Source organism: Rhodobacter sp. 24-YEA-8, from assembly GCF_900105075.1.
GTDB lineage: Bacteria > Pseudomonadota > Alphaproteobacteria > Rhodobacterales > Rhodobacteraceae > Pseudogemmobacter.
This window is the reverse complement of the sequence record NZ_FNSK01000001.1, coordinates 2,840,047-2,860,944: the sequence shown is the minus strand read 5'-3', so window position 1 is coordinate 2,860,944 and position 20,898 is coordinate 2,840,047. Positions and strand designations below refer to the sequence as shown.

The following is a 20,898-nucleotide window of genomic DNA, read 5'->3' as shown; positions in this document are numbered from 1 at the left end:
TGTCACGAACGAAGCCTGCCAGAACAAAACTGTCCGAATAAATCTGCCCGAGGAGATCCACATGTCGAACGCCGCGCTGGAAACCGCAATCGAGGCCGCCTGGGAGGCGCGCGATACCATCACCCCGGCCACGAAAGGCGAGGCGCGTGATGCGATCGAGGCGACACTGGAATCGCTCGACAAAGGCCAGCTGCGGGTGGCCGAGCGCCAGGCAGATGGTGTCTGGCATGTGAACCAATGGGCGAAAAAGGCGGTCCTGCTGGGCTTCCGGCTGAAAGATATGGAGATCCATGAGGGCGGCTCGCAGGGCGGCACCTGGTGGGACAAGGTCGACAGCAAGTTCAACGGCTGGGGCGAAGCCGAATGGAAAACCGCTGGTTTCCGCGCGGTGCCGAACTGCATCGTCCGCCGCTCGGCCTATATCGCGAAAGGCGTGGTGCTGATGCCGTCTTTCGTCAATCTCGGCGCGCATGTCGATGAGGGCACCATGGTCGACACCTGGGCGACCGTTGGCTCCTGTGCGCAGATCGGCAAGAACGTGCATCTTTCCGGCGGCGTTGGCATCGGAGGCGTGCTGGAACCGATGCAGGCCGGCCCGACCATCATCGAGGATAACTGCTTTATCGGCGCGCGGTCGGAAGTGGTCGAAGGCTGCATCGTGCGCGAGGGCTCGGTTCTGGGCATGGGTGTGTTCATCGGGAAATCGACCAAGATCGTCGACCGCGAGACCGGCGAAGTGATGTATGGCGAAGTGCCGGCAGGATCGGTCGTTGTCGCGGGCTCGCTGCCCTCGAAGAACGGGGTGAACCTTTACTGCGCGGTGATTGTGAAACGGGTCGATGCGCAGACGCGGTCCAAGACCTCGATCAACGAGCTTCTGCGCGACTGAGCCGCAGGTGAACAGGGGCGCGGGTCGGTTTCTGATCAGAAACCGGCCCAAATCCTTTGAAGGATTTGGGGGCGCGACATGGAAGATGTTGAGAAGCCGGTAAAAGAAAAGCGTCCGCAGCAGGTCTATTCGCTGGTGGTCGAGGTCGGTCGCAAGGCCGGCGATGGTCTCCCGGAGAAAGCAACCGGAGCGGCATTGCTGTGTTATGCCTCGGGCGTGGATGAGGCCGAAGCGGTGCGTGAGACGGTGGCGATTCTGAAGGAAGCCGATCTTTCACCGCTGGAAGTCCAGGGGCTTGGCACGCTTGAAGAGCGCCGGGCCGCCGGGGACGAGATCGGCGAAGACGAGGTTGTGCTGATGGAGCGCGCTCTGGCCGAGAATTCGGTGATCGTGGCGCAGATGACGCCATTTTTCGACTGACCTTATTCTCCCGGTTGAAAGCACAATTGCGGGGGCAGAAGAGGTGCCTTCCGGGCGTGGCTGTGGAAGGGGAAATGTCGCAACCCACTGACCTGGCTTGCCGCGCGCTGGATCCGGGGTCGTGGCAGGTCAGTGCCGTCTCGCCTTGCTGAGCACAGCAGCGCTTTCCCCCTCTCTGAAGATCAGCAAGGGTCAGATCGCAATGCCCGTCTCTGTTCTGTCTCCGGGGAGGCTCAAGACGCCGCTGGCGGGAATACAACGCCACAAGGAACGGGCTCAGCGCAAGGCCCGGCCTTTGATAATGGCGTCTTTGCCGAAACGGGCGCGGATGGCATCGGCGGCCTGTTCCGCCTTTGCGCGCTGGGCGGCAGCCGGGTCGAGAAGGTCGGGGCTGCGGTCGGCCTCTGTGCCGGGGCAGAGATCGGCAAGGCCGGTGCCGATCAGGCGAAAGGGGCCCCGGATGCCCGAGCGGTCGAGCATATCGCGCGCAGTGCGGTAGATGCGGTCGGCAAGCTGGGTCGGGTCTGACAATGCCTGGCGGCGGGTGACAATCTGGAAGTCACCTTTTCTCAGCTTGAGCGTTATGGTGCGGCCGGCGAGATCCTTGGCTTTCGCGCGGTCCGAGACCTGTTCGGCAAGCCGCCAGAGATGGCCGTCGAGCAGATCGGCATCGGTGGTGTCCTCAAAAAACGTGGTTTCCTTTGAGATGGATTTCAGACCGGTATCGCGGCTGACGCGGCGATGGTCTTCGCCCCGCGCCAGGTGCCAGAGGCGTTCGCCCATCTGGCCAAATCGCAATGCCAGATCGCGGCGGTCCCAGCGGAGGAGATCGGCAATGGTTCTGACCCCGGCGGCCTCAAGCGCGGTCCGGCTCGCGGCGCCGACACCCCAGATGATGCCAACCGGCTTTGGCGTCAGGAAAGCCTGGGTCTCGGCCCGCCCGATCACCGAAAAACCGCGCGGCTTGTCGAGATCCGAGGCAATCTTGGCCAGGAATTTATTATGCGACAGGCCGATCGAGCCGGAAACACCGATCTCGTCCTCCATCCGCTTTGTCAGCCGCGCGAGCAGCACGGCAGGCGGCGCGCCATGCAGCCGCGCGGTGCCGGAGAGGTCGAGAAAGGCCTCATCCAGCGACAGGGGTTCAATATCGGGGGTCAGTTCTTCCATCATGGCGCGGATCTGCCGCGACGCTTCGGCGTAATGGCTGATGCGGGGCGGCACAACCACGGCTTCGGGGCAGAGCTTCATTGCCTGGAACATCGGCATGGCCGAGCGCACGCCCTTAATCCGGGCGAGATAGCAACAGGTCGAAACCACGCCACGCCGGCCGCCGCCGACGATCAGCGGCTGGTCCCGAAGGGCCGGATTGTCGCGCTTTTCAACACTGGCGTAAAAGGCGTCGCAATCCATATGGGCGATGGAGAGGCTGTCAAGCTCGGCATGGGCGATCACCCGGGGTGACCGGCAGGAGGGGCAGCGGCGGCCACGCCCCATCGTGCCCGGCTGGCCGATACCTGGCTGTCCTGGTTCGAATCGGGTCAGGCAATCGCGGCAGAGGGCTGGCATGATGGCAGGATCATAACCGGAACATCGGGCTGCGAACAGGGGTGGCGGGCCCGGTCGGGCCTTGGCGGACAGGGGGATTTGCTGTCTGGGGCCTGATGGGCGGTGATCGATGGACAGTGGCGGGAAAACACTGTATGGCGCCCCCAGGCCTGTCTGCTCCGGGCCGCGACCGGGAGGGTTGCGGCGGTGCTCTGGGCCTTCTCTCTGGCTCATATGCGGGGGCAACTGGCCCCCTGACAGGACAAATAATGACGATTGATTCTCTCGCGGGCCCGCTTCAGGCGGCGCTGGCAGCCAAGGGCTATTCCTCGCTGACCCCGGTGCAGGAGGCCGTGCTGGCCCCCGAGCTGCTCGGGCGCGATCTGCTGGTTTCGGCGCAGACCGGATCGGGCAAGACGGTGGCCTTTGGTCTGGCCATCGCGCCCGAGGTTCTCGGTGGCATCGACCAGCTTCTGCCGGCGGAAAAGCCGCTGGCCCTCGTGATCGCGCCGACCCGCGAACTGGCGCTCCAGGTGCAGCGCGAGCTGGTCTGGCTGTATGAAGGCGCGGTCGTGGCCTCTTGCGTCGGCGGCATGGATTACCGCACCGAACGCCGCGCGCTGGATCGCGGCGCGCATATCGTGGTCGGCACGCCGGGCCGGTTGCGCGACCATGTCGAGCGCAAGTCGCTTGATCTGTCGGAACTGGCGGCGGTCGTCCTCGATGAGGCCGATGAGATGCTGGATATGGGCTTTGCCGAGGATCTGGAATTCCTGCTTGGTGGCGCCCCCGAAGAAAAGCGGGTGCTGATGTTCTCGGCCACCGTGCCGAAAGAGATCGCCTCGCTTGCCGCGACCTATCAGCGCGACGCGCGCCGGATCGAGGTGAAATCCTCGGCCAGCCAGCATGCTGATATCGAATATCGCGCGATCTCGGTGTCGAATCGCGACAAGGAACCGGCCATTTTCAACCTGTTGCGCTGGTATGATGCGCAGGTGGCGATTGTCTTCGCCAAGACCAGGGCCAACGTGAACCACCTGCATGCGCGGATGGTGAACCGGGGCTTCCCGGTGGTGGCGCTTTCGGGCGAGCTGTCGCAAAGCGAACGTCTGCATGCGCTCCAGGCGCTGCGCGACGGGCGCGCCCGCGTCTGCATCGCGACCGATGTGGCCGCGCGCGGCATCGACCTGCCTGGGCTGGATCTCGTGATCCATGCCGATTTGCCGACCAATCCGGAAACGCTCCTGCACCGTTCGGGCCGGACGGGCCGCGCCGGGCGCAAAGGGACTTCGGTCCTTGTGGTGCCGCAGGCTGAATTCCGCAAAGCGAACCGCATCCTGCAAGGCGCCAAACTGGTCGCCGAATGGGGCAAGGCGCCGGGCGCTGATGAGGTGCAGTCGCGCGAAGATGAACGGCTGATCTCGGACCCGTCGCTGACGGAAGCCCTGGGCGAAGAAGCTGGCATCGCGAATGAGCTTCTGGAAGCGCATGGCGGCGAGGCGATTGCGGCGGCCTTTGTACGGCTGTGGCGCGCCAAGCGTTCGGCCCCGGAAGAGCTGGTCGAAGACCTGCCGCCGCCCGCTGCCCTGCCGCCGCGCGAACGGGGCGAATTCGGGCCGTCGGTCTGGTACAAGCTTTCGGTCGGGCATGAGGGCCGGGCCGAAGCGCGCTGGCTCCTGCCGAAAATCTGCGATGCCGGCGGCATTTCTAAAGACGGGATCGGCGCGATCCGGGTGCAGCAGGACGTGACCTATGTGCAGATCGCCGAGCAGTTGGCCGGGCGGTTCAAAGAAATGACCGAGATCGAGCCGGGTCTTACGATGGAGCGTGTCGCTGAGGCACCGGAATTCGGGCCGAAGGGCCGGGTGACCGGTGGCCGGCCCGAACGTACCCCGCGTGAAGGCAAACCGGCCTGGTCGCCGCGCCCGTCGCGTGGCGAGGGTGAAGAGGAGGCTCCGCGCCGTCCGCGCGCCCCGCGAGAGGCAGCTGAAAGCGGCGAGGCGCGCAAGCCCTGGGCAAAGCGTGAAGATGGCGATGCCCCGCGCAAGCCCTATGCGCGCCGTGAAGACAGCGATGCACCACGTAAACCCTATACGCGCCGCGACGACGACGCGCCGGCCAAACCGCGCTGGACCCCGACCGAGGGCGAGCGCCCGATGCGCGATGACCGGCCGTCAAAGCCAGCACCGCGCTCGACCGGGTTCAAATCGCATGGTGGCAGCCCGGATCGTCCGGCGCGCTCGACGGGATTCAAGAGCCATACCGGCGCGCCGAAGGGCCGCGACTCTTATGCGGGTCGCGATGAGGCGCCGCGCAAACCGCGCGCCGAAGGGGGCGCCGAGGGCCGGCCGTTCGAGAAACGCGACGGCAGCAAGCCTTATGCCGGGAAATCCGCAGCGGCGAAATCGGGTGATGCGAAACCGGCCTATGGCAAGGGCGCTCCGCGTGCGGCCGGCGGCAAGACCTTTGGGGCGAAAGCTGAGGCAGGAAAAGGCTTTGCGCCGCGCAAGCCTGCGGCGCGGCCGGCAGATGCCAGCGATACCTCAAAGCGTTTCACCCCGCCGAAACGCCCGCGCAGCTGAGCGCAGCGCGGACCGCTTCCCCGGTAGGGCAATATGAAATCACGGCCCCCGGCTCTCTCAGCCGGGGGCCGGTTCTTTTTCACCTGTCCGCAACCGGCAGCTGGTGACGTCTCCGTCTGGGGCCAATCCGGTTTGAGCGCGCCCTGCCACAATTGAGATAACCAGATATCTGCACGCCTGGGACACCGGATCGCGGGCCAGGGCTGCCATCGTCCGATGGATTGCCTTCTATAATCACCGACGAGCCCACACCGTCCATGACGGAAAGTCGCTCGCCGTGGCCTGCTTCAACGGCACCGAAACCGATCAGCAGACGCAGGCCCCAGCTTAAATCAGCCGGAAAACTATCCGAAAATCGGGGAGCAGCTCAGGGCCGTGGCCCCGAGCGGACATCGATTTCCTGATAGTGATACTTGTCGCGAAAAGGTCTGCCGCCCCCTGAGGGGCCGAGGTGGTTGGATCTCCCGCCCCTGAGTTCTGGAGAAAACGGGTGAACTGTCGAGGATCGCTTTTGCTGTCATATGCCTGCTGCCTTCACGGAGATCCTGCTTGGGACTTCGGGCTGTGTGCCGTTTGCCCGGATCTGCGGAGCAGAATTTTTGTCATCCGCTCATCCGCGAGCCCAGGTATGCATCTTCGGCGGGAAACCATTCCTCGGCCAGGCCCAGCAACTGGGTGTAGCTAAGGGGTTTCTCCAGCGCGAGGGTGACACCTGCGGCTTCGAGGTCCCGACATTCGGACCCCAGCGTCGAGGCGGTGATGCCGATGATCGGAACATTTTTGTCAGTCTTGCGGATTTCGCGCACGATTTCGCAACCGGTACTGCCCGGCAGCAGCTGGTCGACGAGGATCAGATCGTAATTCCCGCGCGCCCACATATCCAGACCGGCTGGTCCGGTCTCGGCCCTGTCGACCCGGTGAAACAGCCTCCGCAGCCTCGTGCGGGTGAACTCGCCGACAAGGCGGTTATCCTCGATCAGCAGCACCTGCCGGGCAAACCAGCGCGGTGCGACGGCAGAATGGGCCATGTCTTCTTCAAGAAATATCTCTGGCATTGGGGTCGGGATGGGGGTCGTGATACTGCGCACCGGGTGGCTCAGCACGAAATGCGCGCCCTTTGGTGTTTCAAGCAGGTTCAGCTCGCCTCCGAGCAGAGTGATGGCCTTGCGTGCGGTATAAAGGCCAAGCCCTGCGCCGCCACGCCCCGGGCGGTGTTCGGGGGGGAGGCTGAAGGGTTCGAACATCCGCGCGCGTTCCGCTTCAGGGATGCCGATGCCATTATCGGCGACATGCCAGGTGAGCATGACCTCGGCACCAGACCCGCGACCTGCAATCACGCTGAGGCGGATTGCCGAGCCTTTCGAATGCAGGATCGCGTTGTGAAGCAATTTTGAAAGGGCGATGAAGACCCGCGCGAAATCGCCGCGAAACTGCAGATCGGCGCTGTCGGTCCGGCTGGCCTCGATGGTGATACCATGGGTGGTGGCGACCGGCGAGAAAATCTCAAGCAGTTGGGATATCAGGTCGATGGGCGTAAAGCTCTGCCCGGCAGGAAGGGCCGAGGCGCCGGAATCTGCCCTGAGGCCTTCGACGATCGCGTTGATGCGGTCCATCGTCTGTTCGAACCCTTCGCGAATATCTGCCCAGAGCGCGCCGCTGCGCAGCTCTTCGGCGAGCATCGAGAGGATGGCTATGGGAGTGCGCAGTTCATGTGCGGCAAAGGAGAGCAGCCTTTCCTCGCGCAGGACGGCATCTGCCAGCAGCCTTTCTGCGCGTTCGGCCAGTTCTTTTTCATGCGAAAGGCTGAAAAGCGCGAGCCAGGCGGTTGGAAGGGTCTTCTCCAGCACCCGCGCCTCGAAAAGCTGCGGCCCGCTGAGCTCGCGGCGGGTTTCCCCAGCGGGTTTCATCTGCAGGCGAATTCTGACGGGCGCGGTCTGCTTTGCCTCTGGTTTCTGCAGCTCGCGCAGCAAATCGAGCAGCCCGCTCGAGGCGCTTTCCTGGAAGATGCGATTGAAGCTGACCGGCGGCCCGCGCTCTGCCGAAAAGGCGGATCCGAAGGGGAAATGCACTGTCTGCTTTTCCAGGTTGAGCAGAACGAGCCAGCTGGTCGAATCGCGGCTGAAGGCTGAGATCACCGCAGGCGGAGGGTCGCCGGCGCGGCGCACGAGAGTGCCGCCGCTGAGCCGACTGGTGCGCATGATGCTGAAAGGAAGCGCCAGCAGAAGCGCAAGGAGGCCCGGGTCGCCTGTCGGATCGCTGAGCAACCATCCGCAAAACAGCGGTGTCGAGAGGCAGAGCAGCATTCCCATAAGGGTCAGTGCCGTGAAACGCCGCATCAGAAAAACCGTGAGCAGCGCGGGCACCAGCAACAGGGTGAGGAAGCCGGAGCCAGGTTCGGCAGTGACACGGGTGCCGGTAATGATCCCGTAGCCCAGGGTGGCAGCAATGGCGAGCAGAACCGGCGTCAGTTCAGAGGGCGCCATTTCCTTGCGGTCACTCGCGATGGTGACGGCAAGTCCGAAGAGGAGCGTGATGCCGGTCGTGAGGGCGGCGAGCGCTGCGGGCAGCAGGGCGCGTTCGACCGAGAACGGGGAGCTGAGGCCCGGCAGCACCATGGTTGCGATAAGCCAGAACCCGGTCATATAGACCGAACAGGCGAAAATCAGATGAATAGGATGGATCAGTGCCTTTGAAGTCGCGACCAGCTGCCAGCTGAGCACCTGTCGCGAGGCGCGGGCCAGCAAGGCGAGCAGGGCGCCGCCCCCCCAGCAGAGTGACGTCATGGCAACGGGCTCGCCGATACTGGTGCCAGCGGGCAGAAAGAGACTGCTGAACCCGAATGCCGGTTGCAAGAGCAACGCAGCTATGAGGACGAGCACCAGGGTGATCCGGCCGCCAAGTCTGTCCATCGGCAGGAGGATCGCGAGGGTACCTGTCAGGACAGCGGCAAAAACTGCGGTTGCGAGTGGCTGCACGGTTGGTTGCGTGGCGAGCGGGGTCAGGATCTGACCCGCCGCGGGTATGAGGGTCAGGCAGAAGACCGTGGCCGGGCGCCAGCCCCCTTCTCCCTCACTGTGTTTGCGTTTCTGTTCCATTGCGGGGGCCTCGCCGTCAGCTGGTGGTGATCAGACGGTAGATCGCGGGCGCGAGCAGCAGGATCAGCAGCGGGGGTACAGTGAAGATCATTGTCCCGAGCGTCATCTTGGTCGGCAGCACATTTGCGCGCTCTTCGATCTGGCGCACCCGGCGGTCGCGCAGATCGGCGCTGAATACCCGCAACGTATGGGCGACCGGCGTGCCCATCGTCCCGGATTGCACGATGATGGTGGCGAGCTGACGCAGATCATCATTGCCGGTCTCGAGGGCAAGCCGGCTCCAGGCATCTTGTCTCTCAGCGCCTGCGGTCAGCGCCTCGGTCAGCGCCTGGAGACGGGCGGAAAGATCGGGATGTACCGGTTCCAGTTCTTCGGCCACGCGCAGCAATGCGAGATCGGTAGTTTGCCCTGCCTCCACGCAGACGAGCATGAAATCCAGCGCATCGGGCAGCGCGATGGCGATCCGCTTTTTCCAGGCCTTGCGCCTTTTGTCGACGATGAGGGTGGGCAGAAAATAGCCAGTAAGAAAGGCGCCCACCAAAGCGATCACCTTTTTCACCGGGGTGAGTTCGCCGAGAGGCCCGATAAGGACCAGAGCCGCTGCAACCAGGGCGACCAGCAGGACCGACAGCCCGATTTTAACCATAGTGAAATAGCGCGCCGCCTCGGGATGGCTGAAGCCGGCTTGGAAGAGCTGACGGCGCAGCTCGGCCGCATTGCCGGAGAGTGGCGCGGGGGCGGCCGGATCGCTCGGCACCCTGGCGCGGAAGGCGCTTTCCGGCAGGCGGCTGACCACCAGCATGGCCAGTGAGAAAAGCGATCCGCCGAGTGTGAAGGCGCCGAGGAAAAACAGGGATGAGGTCATTGCCGGTATCCGCCTGCCAGATGTCTGAACTGCCGTGTCATTCCACTTTGACCAGCCAGCGCATGAAGAGAATGTTGAGAATGAGCAAAGTTCCCACCAGACCCAGCATTGGCAAAAAGAAAGGCTTGTCAGATATTTCTGAGAAATATTCGGGGTTTACCATAAGGAGCATCCCTGTTGCGCCCAGCGGGAAAAAAGACAGAAACCGCCCGGACCATTTCGCTTCCGAAGTGATGGAGCGCACCTTGCGGTGCAATTGCTGTCGCCCGCGCGCGATGGCGGAGAGGCGGTCCAGCACTTCGGCGAGATTGCCGCCGGTGCTGGACTGAATCGCTACTGCGGCCGCGAAAAAGCGCAATCCCTGGCTGTCCGTTCGGTTTGCCATGTCGCGCAATGCGCAGACCGGCTCCTGGCCATAGCTGATCCGCGCCGAGGTTTCAGAGAATTCTTCCGCAATCGGGCCGCTGAGCTCTTTCCCGGCGGTCTGAACGGCCGGACCCACCGGCTGCCCCACCCTGAGCGAACGCACGATCAGATCCATAGCTTCGGGAAGGGATTCTTCGATGGACAGGGCGCGACGGTGGATCAGTCGCCGGACCTGCAGGATCCAGATGGTCACGGCGAGGATCAGGCCGCAGGCAACCCCGATCGCCAGTCCGAGACCAAGAATGACATGCGCCAGCAATGTCACAACTGTGGTAACTGTGAGAACGAGGATCAGGACGAGGTGGCGGGGCAACACATCTGCCCGCCCGCCGGCGACCGCACCGGACAGGCTCAGCCAGCTTTTGTGCAACCCGTCCCGGCGGAGTGCGATGGCATCAGCCGCTTCCAGCAGCGGGTCCTCGCTCCGCACCTGCCCCGAGAAACGCCGGATCGCCATAAGCCGCCTGCGCCGTGGGCCAAGCTCTGAGATCTGCCAAAGGGCCAGCAGGAAGAGGCCGCAGCCGAGGGTCAGGATCAGGCCGAAGGTCAGGGAAAGCGACATGGTCACACCCCGTAGAGATCGGGGGGAAGGGAAATCCCCCAGCGTCGGAAGCGATCGGACCAGGCCGAGCGCACCCCTGACGTGCCGTACCCGCCCTCGACCCTGCCATCCGGCGTGACGCCGGTATGCTCAAAGAAGAAAAGCTCCTGCATGGTCAGAACCTCGCCTTCGCAGCCGGTGACTTCTGTGATCGAGGTCACTTTGCGGCTGCCGTCTTGCAGCCGGTTGACCTGCACGATCAGATTGACAGCGCTTGCGACCTGGCGCCGCAACGCGCCGAGCGGGATCTCAACGCCCGACATCGCGACCATGTTCTCCAGTCGGCTGGTGGCGTCGCGGGCGGAGTTGGCGTGGATCGTGGTCATCGAGCCGTCATGACCGGTGTTCATCGCCTGCAGCATGTCGATCACCTCATCGCCGCGGGTTTCGCCCACGATGATCCGGTCGGGGCGCATCCGCAGGGCATTCCTCAGGCAGTCCCGCTGGGTGATGGCGCCTTTGCCTTCGATATTCGCGGGCCGGCTTTCCATCCGGCCGACATGCGCCTGCTGCAATTGCAACTCGGCGGTGTCTTCAACGGTGATGATCCGCTCCCGTTTGCCGATAAAGGCCGAAAGCGCGTTCATCAGCGTGGTTTTTCCCGATCCCGTGCCGCCCGAGATTACGATATTCAGCCGGCAGGCGACGGCGGCCCGCAGGTATATGGCCATCTTCTCGCTCATGGCGCCAAGAAAGGTCAGTTGTTCGAGGCTGAGCTTGTCTTTGCGGAATTTGCGGATCGAGACCAGCGTGCCGTCCAGTGCGATCGGCGCGATGACCGCATTGAGCCGCGACCCGTCAGGCAGGCGGGAATCGACATAGGGCGTCGATTCGTCGAGCCGCCGCCCTGCCATGCCGACAATCTTTTGCAGGATGCGCCGCAGATGCGCCTCATCCTGGAATTGCACATCGGTGATCTCGAGCAGACCACTTTGTTCTACGAAAACCTGTTCTGGCCCATTAATCAGAATGTCGGAAACCGTCTCGTCATTGATCAGGATCTCGAGCGGGCCAAGGCCCATCACCTCATAATAGAGGTCTTCGACCAGCCCATCCCGTTCCGAGCGGCTGACGGCGACGCTTTGTGACGGGATCAGTGCCTTGAGGACCGCAGCAATTTCCGTCTTAATGTCGGTCTCAGAGGCCTGCACCAGCGCGGAAAGGTTCAGGATTTCCAATAGTTGCTGATGTGCCTGCTGCCGGATTTCGGCCAGCTTGCGGCGCCGTTGCCTGGCTGTGGCAAGGTCAGGCGAGGGGATGGGCTCGCCTTCTTCCATTGCTGGCAGGGGAAGATCCTGTGCGGCGACCGGCGTGGCCTCGCCGAATTTGCTCTGGCGGAATTTGTCAAACATCAGGCGGTTCCCGTTTCATTCAGATGACGGCGCCCGATCTTTGGCGCCAGGAGTTCACCGAGGCCGAGGATCCCCTTGCGCAGCGGATTGTCAGGAGCCGCCCGCCACAGGGGAGTGCCGGAATTGCAGGCCGCCCCGACCTCAGGACCGCCATCCGGCAGAAGGCGGAAGAAACCTGCACCGAGACCGGTTTCAAACCCGTATCGCGAGGCGGTCCAGCCCGCATCGGGCCGGGCCGGGACCATGTTCAGGAGATGAAAGAGCCGGCCATCGGCGAGTCTTTCGGAGCGCAGCAATGCGAGCAGTCGCGCCATATTCTGGGCCGAGCGCACATCGGCCCGGCTGGTGGTGAAAATGGCGTCGGCCTCGGCCCAGGCGGTTCCGCTCCAGTCGGTGATCAGATGTGGCAGATCGAGAAGGACGAGATCGGCACTGTCGCGGGCAAGTGCGATAATGCGGCGCAGATCCCGTTCGGAAATCCCGTCGACCGGCAGAATTTCCGCAGGGGCCGTGAAGACCCGTAAATGGTCAGAGAGCCGGAGCAGACAGGACTGAAAGGAGTCATAGTCCAGCGCCGAGAGCTGCCGATAAGCGTCGGTCACCCGCGAATTTACCGGCAGATCAAGATAGGTGCCAGCGTTTCCGAATTGCGGATTGAGGTCAATCAGACAAATGTCTGAAGGCGGTGACAGGCGGGAGAGCTCGACCGCAAGGTTGACGGCTATCGTAGTGGCGCCGACGCCACCGGCAACCGGCTGAAAGGCCAGAATCCGGCAGGGCTGCTGCGGCAGCTCGGGCGCCGTGAATGCCCTGGTCTGCGGTGCGGCATTCACCGACCGCCGGCGCAACAGGCGGGTCAGCAGGGGGCGGCCGGTCTGGGGCGCGACCTCACCCGGGCGCGGGGCCGCATCTGGCGCAGGTAAGGCCTCATCGCGCGCGATGCCCGGACGGTCAGCTTCGTGGTCAGCGCGGGGGTCCGGCAGGGCGAAGGGTGGACCGTAATGGATTTGCATCCCTGGAATTTGCGGCAGGGTCAGTCTCGCGCCGGGTGGCAGCAGCAGCATGAGGTCGCAGTTGAGGCTGGCCGCTGCCTGCAAAACGCCGGTCACCAGCTTTGGCGCGACCGATTTTCCGGTATCCGGGGCGAGGATGATCTGGTCGAAATCCTGCGCTTCTGGTTGATGCAGTATATCCAGCGCCTCGGTCAGGCTCAGGTCGGAACGGCTGGCATTCGCCGGCAGATGCGCAAGCCAGGCCGACATCCGCAAAAGCGCATCGAACCCGTCGCATATCGCACAGATCCTGAGCGGCGCGTCGCTTTCAGCTGTTGGGACCGGATCCTCTGTCAGCATGGCACATCCATCACCGACCGTGCTCCGCCACGCACGATAGCGGTCTGGCACCTGGCGCGGGCCGAGGCCTGTGCGATCCCGTCGGTCTGTCCCCCGCGTACCACCAGCGGCAAAGTTGCCAGATCGGCCGGGCCGACCACAAATTCTTCGTGCTCAAGGCTCAGCTTGCGCGCTGCGGGCAGGATGCTGAACAGGCCCGAAGACGATGCTTCCACCACACGCATCGCGTCCTGCGAGGCGCCTTCGAGCATCATTTTGTCGGCCAGCGGCCCCTCGCTGCTATTGCCCGGAAGCGCGAGGATCCGCAACGCCGAGCCGATCATCCGCGTCTCGGTCGTGCCGCCACCGATATTATGGGTCCACAGAAGGTCGACCGGATCGCCCGGTTTCAGGCGATCAATAAAATCCAACAGATTTTGTGCCTTGATGGCAATGGCCCTGGCATCGCCGGAGAGAATAAACCCGTAGTCAGGGCCCCCGGCAGATGTGGCAATATCGCCATTCAGTACGAGCGCCCCCTGACGCAATGCGGCCAGCGCGATAAAGCCGCCCCCGCTCGGGGGAGGGAGGTTTTGCAACACATTGGCCGGAAGGTAGCTGCCCGGGATCCTGACCCCCAGGAAATCTTCATGGCTGAGGATACTGCCCGGGGCGAGGTCGCGGACCGGTACCGGCACCAGCACGGTCTCACCAAAGGCGCGCAGGCTGACCCTGGCGGCGGCGAGTTCCGTTTCCAGCGCGCGCGAATACTGAAATGTCCCGAAACCCGCGGCGACAGAGAGCAGGATGCCAAACAGGATAAGCATCAGAATCCTGACTTTCACGGTATGTCCTCCCCTCCTGGCGGCAGGTCGGGCACTGGCCCTTCCTCGCGGCCGATTTCATTCACCGCGGCCGAGATGACGCCGCGCAGACCGAGCGTGATCTGTTCCGCGCCGCCCGAACTCAGCCAGATGCCTATAAAGGTTGTCAGCGCCGCCGCCGCCACGCTGAGGAGAAGCCAGTCGTCCCGTCCGGTGCCGGTTTCGAGCCGGAGAAAGAGATGGAGCGGATACATGCCTGCCGGCCCTTGCTGAAATTCAGGGGCATTCTGCAAGACAGAGCGTTTAGAATGGGTTTATGCGGATTCCGTTCTTTCAGCGGAAATACGGATCACGCCAGACCTCCTGGCCCCGGAACAGGGTCAGAAGGACGCGGGTGGCAGAAATCTGCGCGGGGGCGCAGCTGAAAATATCCTGATCCGTCACGATCAGATCGGCAGAAAAACCGGGAGAGAGCCGGCCGCTATAGCCGTCACGCCACGAGGCGCGGGCGGCGTTAATCGTATAGCCTGCCACACATTCGGTCACACTCAGTGCCTGATCGGGCAGAAAGGGCGGGCCGGGATGATCTTTGGTGCGTGCCTGGCGGGTAATGGCGGTTTCGATGATCTCGAACGGGTTCAGGGTCGAGACCGGCCAGTCAGACGAAAGGGCGAAACCGGCTCCGAGTTTCAGCAGGTCACGAAACGCGTAGGTCGTGGGCAGGCGGGCGGGCCCGATCATGTCGAGCGCGATATCGGGGATCTTCGGGTCGAATCGCGCCCAGAGCGGCTGAATATTCGCCATTGCGAGCCGCGCGAGGCGGGGAAAATCGGCGGGGGCGACCAGTTGCAGATGAGTGATCTGATGGCTGGCGGGCCAGGGGCCATTGGCGGCCAGCGCCGCCTCCAGCCCGTCCAGCGCGCGGGAGCAGGCGGCATCGCCGATCACATGGACATGGATCTGGAACCGCGCGGCATCCAGCGCGGTCATCAGCGCCAGCGTCTGATCATGGCGGAACATGCAGGGCGCGTTGCCGCCCGCTTCGTCGGCATAGGGCGCGAGGCAGGCGGCGCTGCGGTTCTCGAACACACCATCCATGAAAAATTTCGCGGCATTGATATGGAAATCCGGGCCCAGATGGGCGGTGCGAAGCGCGCTAAGCCGTGCCAGTGCGGTTTCCGGAGTATCGGCCTCGGACACATGCGCCGCCCCGGCGACGCGCAGGGTGAGTAGGTTTTCGCGCGCGGCACGGGCATAGATCCGCGCCTCTGTCGCGGTGATTTTTGCGTCGATCACGCCGGTGATGCCATGGCGATTGGCATGGGCCTGGCCTGCCATCAGCCCCGCAAGCAACTGGTCATCGGTGAAACCGGGCAGGCGTTCCAGCGCCCAGGGGATCGCGTCTTCATGCAACATGCCGGTGGCCTGGCCGGCAGTATCCCTCAGGATATGACCATTGGGCGGGGCATGCGTGTCAGCGGTGATCCCGGCCATCGCCAGTGCCGCCGTGTTGAAACAGGCAGAGTGGAAGCTGGAATCATAGATCAGCGCCGGGCGGGAACCGGTCAGCGGATCAAGCCAGGCGGCAGTGAGGTTATGGTCGCCGAAAATCCCCGGCTGCCAGCCGGCACCGACCAGCAAAGGCAGGTCGGGATGAGCTGCGGCATGGCTGCGGATCAGCTGCGCCAGCCTGTCGGAATCTTCGGCCTCGTAAAGCTGTGCGGCGGTGGCGAGATCGGTGCCGCCCGAGAGAAGATGGGTATGGGCATCCTGAAACCCCGGCAGGACGAGCCGCCCGCCAAGATCGGTGATCCGTGCGCCGGGTTTGGCCAGCGCGGGGATATCATCGCCACCGACCGCCGCGATAATGCCGTCGCGGATCAGGATCGCGCGGGCCTGCGGCAAAGCCGGATCCATCGTATGGACGCGGCCATTGATCAGCAGGTGGTCACTCATAAAGGTTCCAGTCGCTGGCCGGCAGAACATGGGCGGGCTGGTCGACATCGCGGGTCCAGGCGAAGAGGCTGAGGAAGGGCACGGCCCCTGTCAGGGTCGCATGTGGCTTTAGCGCCGGGTTCGAGACCGGCTGCAGCGCGGGGAGCGTGCGAAAGGCTCCGCCAGGGGTGAAACGCCAGCGATGCGGGCCGGTGAGCGGCAGGTAAAGCTCGGGCGCGGGATGGGCATGGTCGCGGTAGAGAATGCCTGGCGCGACGAGGAAAAGCCCAAGGTCGAAATCCTGTGCTGCCCAGGGTGCGCCATCGCCGATCAGCGAGCAAAAAGCGTGAGAACGGGCGAAATGCGGCCCGATCTGATCGGGCGGATAGGCGTCATAGGTGATCCAGGTCAGATCTTCGGTCACGGCGGCGATGGCGGCGGCCAGTGTCGGGTCGATTGTTTTCACGGCCTCCAATGCCGTTGCCATATGGGTTTCGACCACCGGGTTCGCAAGCCCGGGGCGTGGGGCTGGCCTTTGCAACAGGGCGGGGGCGAGAAGCGTGCGGGTCTCGGCAATCCCCGGGCCGAAATGGGCGGCAAGGCAGCGGTCGGTCTCGGCCATGAGATGCGCGAGGCGGGCGGCGGCATCGGGCGTGGGCGGAGCGGGCGGCGCGAGCCCGCGATCCGCCATGACGCGGAATGGCTCGACGGCATCGGCGGTGGCCGCCTCGCGGTAAGCCTCAAGCTGGGCGGTGCTCAGCGCGCCCGTTGCGTGGAGCGCCATTGCCGCGCCGTAGCGGCGACGCCCGGAGCCGGGCGGGCCGACGGGCTCAGCCAGGGCAAGCCATAGCGCGCCGGTTCTGAGATCCGTCATCCGTTGCTCCGGTAAGCGAGGCGTTCTTCGGCGAGGCGGCGCCTTTCGGCCCGGCTCATCAGCCAGCCGGCAATGGCAACGCAGATCCCCACAATCACCACGATCAGCGTGGCGAGCGCGTTGATATCGGGCGTGACGCCCAGCTTGACCTTGGACCAGATCAGCAAGGGAAGCGTGGTCGATCCCGGCCCCATCACGAAGGTGGTGATCACCACATCATCAAGCGAGATGGTGAAGGCCAGCAGCCAGCCCGACAGCAGCGCGGGCGAGATCACCGGCAGGGTCACGTCCTTCAGCACCTGCCAGGGCCGCGAGCCGAGATCCATCGCGGCCTCTTCGATCGAGCGGTCCATCTGGATCATCCGCGAATGGACCACGGTAGTGACGAACACCATCGAGAAGGTGATATGCGCCAGCGTGATCGTGGTGAAACCGCGCTGCCCGGGCCAGCCGATCCAGTTCGCAAGCAGCGTGAAGAAGATCAGCAGCGAGATGCCTGTGATCACCTCGGGCATGATCAGCGGTGCTGTGACCATGCCGGAAAAGGCGGTGCGGCCCCGGAATTTGCGAAACCGCGCCAGCGTGATCCCGGCCATGGCGCCAAGCACCGTCGCGACCGAGGCCGAGATCAGCGCGATCTGCAACGAAAGCCAGAGCGCCGCGCCAATCTGGCGGTTGGAAAACAGAGAGGCATACCATTTGGTTGAGAACCCGCCCCAGACCGTCACCAGCCGGCTTTCGTTGAAGGAATAGATGATCATCGAAAGGATCGGGATGTAGAAAAAGGCGAAACCAAAGCACATCACGGTGATCAGAAAGACGGGGCGGCGGGTCATGGGCGCTCCTCCGCCCGGCCCTCGGCTTTTTGCTGATATCGCGAATAGAGCATGGTCGGTCCAACCATCAGGATCAGAAGCGCCACTGCGACGGTCGAGGCCATGGGCCAGTCCCTGACCTGCGCGAATTCATCCGAGATGATGCGGCCGATCATCGGCGAAGAGGGATTGCCGACGAGGGCGGGGATCACCAGCTCTCCCGCTGCCGGGATGAAGACGAGCATGGCGCCCGCGATGATGCCCGGTATCGATTGCGGCAGGGTGACATCGCGGAAGACCTGGAAAGGCCTTGAGCCGAGATCCATCGCGGCCTCGTCCAGCACCGGATCGAGCCGTTCGAGATTGGCGTAAAGCGGCAGGATCATGAAGGGCAGGTAGCAATAGACCATGACGAGGACCACCGCGAAGTTGCTGTTCATCATCGGGATCGAGGTCAGCGCGTAAGATTGCGGGGTGAGGAAATTCCAGATGTCTGTGAGCAGCCCGTTGAACCAGGAGTTCCGCCCCATCATCCCCATCCAGGCGTAGACGCGCAGAAGGAACGAGGTCCAGAAGGGCAGGATCACCAGCATGAGGAGGATATTGCGCCAGGATTTCGAAACCCGGGTAAGGCCGAGCGCCATCGGATAGCCGATCAGCAGGCAGATCACCGTGGCGACGGCCGCATTCATCAGCGAGGTGATAAAGGCGCGGATATAGAGGGTCTCGGTGAAAAGGCGGCCATAGCCTTCGAAATTCAGGATCGGGTTCTCGCCGCCATAACCAAAGGGCGGCGCGGTGGGGGTGCGGGTCGCGAGGCTCATCGCCACGACGATGAGGAAGGGGATCAGAAAGAAGACGATCAGCCAGAGATAGGGGATCCCGATGATCAGATCGCGCCAGCCGCGGCGATGGAACCAGGAGGCGAGCGTTTTCATGGCTGGCCTCGTGTGTTGGGGCGGGGTGCGCAGAGCTGCCTGCCTTCTGCACCCCCCGGGAGTATTTGTGTCAGGAGGAAGAGGGCTTTGGTTCTGATGGGCATGGTCATGCCTCCTTAATCCGTGAGGATTATGGCTGAGGCGGGCTCGAAGGAGAGCCAGACACGGTCGTCCCAATCGGCGGGGCGGCCGGATTCCGAGGCGCGCCGCGCGTTGACGGCATGGACGGAAATCAGATCGCCGCCGGGCAGGGTGACTCGGTAGAGGCTGTCTTTGCCGAAATAGGCGAGGTCTTTCACCTGGCCTTCGACCACATTCACTGCATCGGGGCAGGTTTTCGAGATGGTGATCTTTTCGGGGCGCAGGGCGATGGTGATCTGCTGGCCCTCGACCAGGCCGGAGGATTTGCGGGCGGCGAAGGTGCCGCCCATCGCGGGGATGTCGACTTCTGCGAGATCTCCGGTCAGGCGGATGACGCGGGCCGGATAGGTCGAGATCGCGCCGATAAAGCCCGCGACAAAGCGGGAATTGGGGTATTCGTAAATCTCGGTTGCGGGGCCGACCTGTCTGACCTCGCCCTTGTCCATCACGGCGATGCGGTCGGCGAGGGTCATGGCCTCTTCCTGGTCATGCGTGACCACGACAAAGGTGACGCCGGTGCGCTGTTGAATGGACATCAGTTCGAACTGGGTATGTTCGCGCAGTTTCTTGTCGAGCGCCGCAAGCGGTTCGTCCAGCAGCAGCACCTTGGGTTGCCGGGCCAGCGCCCGGGCGAGCGCCACGCGCTGGCGTTGCCCGCCGGAAATCTGATGCGGTTTCCTTTTGGCGAACTGGGTCAGCTGCACCAGGGCCAGCATTTCCTCGACACGGGCCCGGCGCTGGGCGGCGGTCATCTTTTCATGTTTCAGCCCATAGGCGATGTTCTTCTCGACGCTCATATGCGGAAAAATCGCATAGCTCTGGAACATCATATGGACCGGGCGATCCCAGGGGGGCGTATCGGCCATGTCCTGGCCGTCGATGAAGATCCGCCCCGATGTCGGGGTCTCGAAGCCCGCCAGCATCCGCAAAAGCGTGGTCTTGCCGCAGCCTGAGCCGCCGAGCAGGGCGAAGATCTCGCCCTTGCCAATGGTCAGGTTGACGTCCCGAACCGCCTCGAACTGGCCAAAGCGTTTGGAGACGCCCTCGATACGGATGAAAGAGGCATTTTCCGACATGACGGGCTCTGACATGACAGGCCTCGCTTCAGCTGCCACTCTTGATCGCCTGCCAGGCGCGGTTCAGGTCACGCTCCTGGTCTTCGGTCATCGGGCGCGTGGTGAAAAGACGCGACAGAGTCTCGTCATCGGGATAGATCGCGGGGTCGCCGGCAATTTCCGGATCGACCAGCGGGGTCGCCGCCTTATTGGCATTGGCATAGCCGGTGAAATTGGTGCAGGCCGCTGCCACTTCTGGCCGCAACAGATAATCAAGAAATATGTAGGCATTTTCCAGATTCGGCGCATCGGCCGGAATGCCCCAGAGATCGAACCAGGCCGGCGCACCGGTTTCGGGGACGAAATAGGCCAGTTCCATCTCGATCCCGGCCTCAGCGGCGCGGGCCTTGGCGACGCCGTAATCACCGGACCAGGAATTGATCACGCAAAGCTCGCCATTGGGGATCGCGTTGAGGTAATTCGCATTGTCAAAGGTGGTGATATATTTCCGGATCGGCGCAAAAGCCTCGGCCATTTTCGCATATTCGGCGGCGCCGGCGGTATTGGGGTCGAGGCCCAGATATTTCAGCATCATATAGCCCGCATCAGTCGGGCTATCGAGAACCGATATCCCGCAATCTGCCAGTTTCGACGCATTCTCGGGCTTGAACAGAACATCAAGGCTGTTCAGATCAGCATCAGGCAGCCGCGCGCGTACCATCTGCATATTGTAGGCCATGCCAACGGAGCCCCACATATAGGGGGCGCCATGTTCAGAGCCGGGATCATAATCTTCGACGATCCTCAGGATATCGGGGTCGAGATTGCTCCATCCCGGCAATCTGGAGCGATCGAGTTTCTGATAGACACCAGCCGCCACCATCCGCGGATAGGACATGCCCGATTGCAGTACGAGGTCATAACCGGTGCCGCTGACCAGCATTTTGGCATCCACCTCTTCGGAGCTGGCGTAAAGGTCATAGATGACCGAGATTCCGGTCTCGGCCTCGAAATCGGCAATTGTGGTCTCGCCGATATAATCCGACCAGTTATAGACATTGACCGAGCCGGCGCTTGCGCGGGCGGGGCGGATGAAGGGCGCAGACAGCGGTCCGGCGAGAACGGCACCGGAAAGGGCGGTAAGTGCGTGGCGACGGGTCAGCTTCATCTTAGTCTCCCTGGCGTTTTATTGTCTGATTTTTAAGAA

General features: G+C 63.4%; 17 protein-coding genes. 3 read left to right on the top strand and 14 right to left on the bottom strand.

Annotated features, from left to right (window positions below; all coding sequences use genetic code 11):
• The first annotated feature begins 61 nt into the window (after positions 1-61).
• Both dapD and BLW25_RS13875 read left to right on the top strand, forming a co-directional pair.
• Positions 62-889, top strand: coding sequence for a 2,3,4,5-tetrahydropyridine-2,6-dicarboxylate N-succinyltransferase (gene dapD / locus BLW25_RS13880; RefSeq protein ID WP_092899983.1), 828 nt, complete (start codon positions 62-64; stop codon positions 887-889).
• A 78-nt stretch (positions 890-967) separates the two neighbouring features.
• Positions 968-1,309 carry a hypothetical protein gene (locus BLW25_RS13875; RefSeq protein ID WP_092899981.1) on the top strand — a complete coding sequence of 114 codons (342 nt, stop codon included), beginning with the start codon at positions 968-970 and terminating at the stop codon, positions 1,307-1,309.
• Between the two features lie 276 nt (positions 1,310-1,585).
• Here BLW25_RS13875 and BLW25_RS13870 read toward each other — a convergent pair whose 3' ends face one another.
• A complete protein-coding gene (locus tag BLW25_RS13870; RefSeq protein ID WP_092899979.1) occupies positions 1,586-2,878 on the bottom strand; it encodes a DNA polymerase IV in 1,293 nt (430 codons plus the stop codon).
• Positions 2,879-3,126: 248 nt separating this feature from the next.
• Here BLW25_RS13870 and BLW25_RS13865 point away from each other — a divergent pair, with 248 nt between their 5' ends.
• Complete coding sequence (locus BLW25_RS13865) at positions 3,127-5,439, top strand: DEAD/DEAH box helicase (protein WP_092899977.1); 2,313 nt, start codon at positions 3,127-3,129, stop codon at positions 5,437-5,439.
• Positions 5,440-6,041: 602 nt separating this feature from the next.
• Here BLW25_RS13865 and BLW25_RS13860 read toward each other — a convergent pair.
• From BLW25_RS13860 to BLW25_RS13800, 13 genes are all read right to left on the bottom strand, one after another.
• Complete coding sequence (locus tag BLW25_RS13860; protein ID WP_092899975.1) at positions 6,042-8,534, bottom strand: ATP-binding response regulator; 2,493 nt, start codon at positions 8,532-8,534, stop codon at positions 6,042-6,044.
• Positions 8,535-8,550: 16 nt separating this feature from the next.
• The gene (locus BLW25_RS13855) at positions 8,551-9,399 is read right to left on the bottom strand and encodes a type II secretion system F family protein (protein WP_092899973.1); all 849 of its coding nucleotides are present in this window, start codon (positions 9,397-9,399) and stop codon (positions 8,551-8,553) included.
• Positions 9,400-9,436: 37 nt separating this feature from the next.
• Positions 9,437-10,387, bottom strand: a complete 951-nt coding sequence (locus BLW25_RS13850; protein WP_092899971.1) for a type II secretion system F family protein — start codon at positions 10,385-10,387, stop codon at positions 9,437-9,439.
• A 2-nt stretch (positions 10,388-10,389) separates the two neighbouring features.
• On the bottom strand, positions 10,390-11,778 hold the full coding sequence (locus BLW25_RS13845) for a TadA family conjugal transfer-associated ATPase (RefSeq protein WP_092899969.1): 1,389 nt from the start codon (positions 11,776-11,778) through the stop codon (positions 10,390-10,392).
• Complete coding sequence (locus tag BLW25_RS13840) at positions 11,778-13,130, bottom strand: CpaE/TadZ family protein (protein ID WP_092899967.1); 1,353 nt, start codon at positions 13,128-13,130, stop codon at positions 11,778-11,780. The genes BLW25_RS13845 and BLW25_RS13840 overlap by 1 nt, the downstream gene beginning before the upstream one ends.
• The gene (locus BLW25_RS13835) at positions 13,124-13,954 is read right to left on the bottom strand and encodes a CpaB family protein (RefSeq protein WP_092899965.1); all 831 of its coding nucleotides are present in this window, start codon (positions 13,952-13,954) and stop codon (positions 13,124-13,126) included. The genes BLW25_RS13840 and BLW25_RS13835 overlap by 7 nt, the downstream gene beginning before the upstream one ends.
• Entirely contained in the window at positions 13,951-14,187 is a 237-nt protein-coding gene (locus BLW25_RS13830) for a hypothetical protein (protein WP_092899963.1), read from the bottom strand. The genes BLW25_RS13835 and BLW25_RS13830 overlap by 4 nt, the downstream gene beginning before the upstream one ends.
• Positions 14,188-14,266: 79 nt before the next feature.
• The gene (locus BLW25_RS13825; RefSeq protein WP_171909557.1) at positions 14,267-15,889 is read right to left on the bottom strand and encodes an amidohydrolase; all 1,623 of its coding nucleotides are present in this window, start codon (positions 15,887-15,889) and stop codon (positions 14,267-14,269) included.
• A complete protein-coding gene (locus BLW25_RS13820; RefSeq protein WP_092902095.1) occupies positions 15,882-16,742 on the bottom strand; it encodes a dimethylsulfonioproprionate lyase family protein in 861 nt (286 codons plus the stop codon). The genes BLW25_RS13825 and BLW25_RS13820 overlap by 8 nt, the downstream gene beginning before the upstream one ends.
• The gene (locus BLW25_RS13815; RefSeq protein WP_092899959.1) at positions 16,739-17,578 is read right to left on the bottom strand and encodes an ABC transporter permease subunit; all 840 of its coding nucleotides are present in this window, start codon (positions 17,576-17,578) and stop codon (positions 16,739-16,741) included. The genes BLW25_RS13820 and BLW25_RS13815 overlap by 4 nt, the downstream gene beginning before the upstream one ends.
• Positions 17,575-18,495: an ABC transporter permease gene (locus tag BLW25_RS13810; RefSeq protein ID WP_092899957.1), complete on the bottom strand. Its 921-nt coding sequence runs from the start codon at positions 18,493-18,495 to the stop codon at positions 17,575-17,577. Before BLW25_RS13810 ends, BLW25_RS13815 begins: the two co-directional genes overlap by 4 nt.
• Before the next feature lie 116 nt (positions 18,496-18,611).
• Positions 18,612-19,727 (bottom strand): ABC transporter ATP-binding protein, encoded by a 1,116-nt coding sequence (locus BLW25_RS13805; RefSeq protein WP_092899955.1) that lies wholly within the window; start codon positions 19,725-19,727, stop codon positions 18,612-18,614.
• A gap of 13 nt (positions 19,728-19,740) precedes the next feature.
• A complete protein-coding gene (locus tag BLW25_RS13800) occupies positions 19,741-20,859 on the bottom strand; it encodes a polyamine ABC transporter substrate-binding protein (RefSeq protein ID WP_092899953.1) in 1,119 nt (372 codons plus the stop codon).
• Positions 20,860-20,898: the final 39 nt, after the last annotated feature.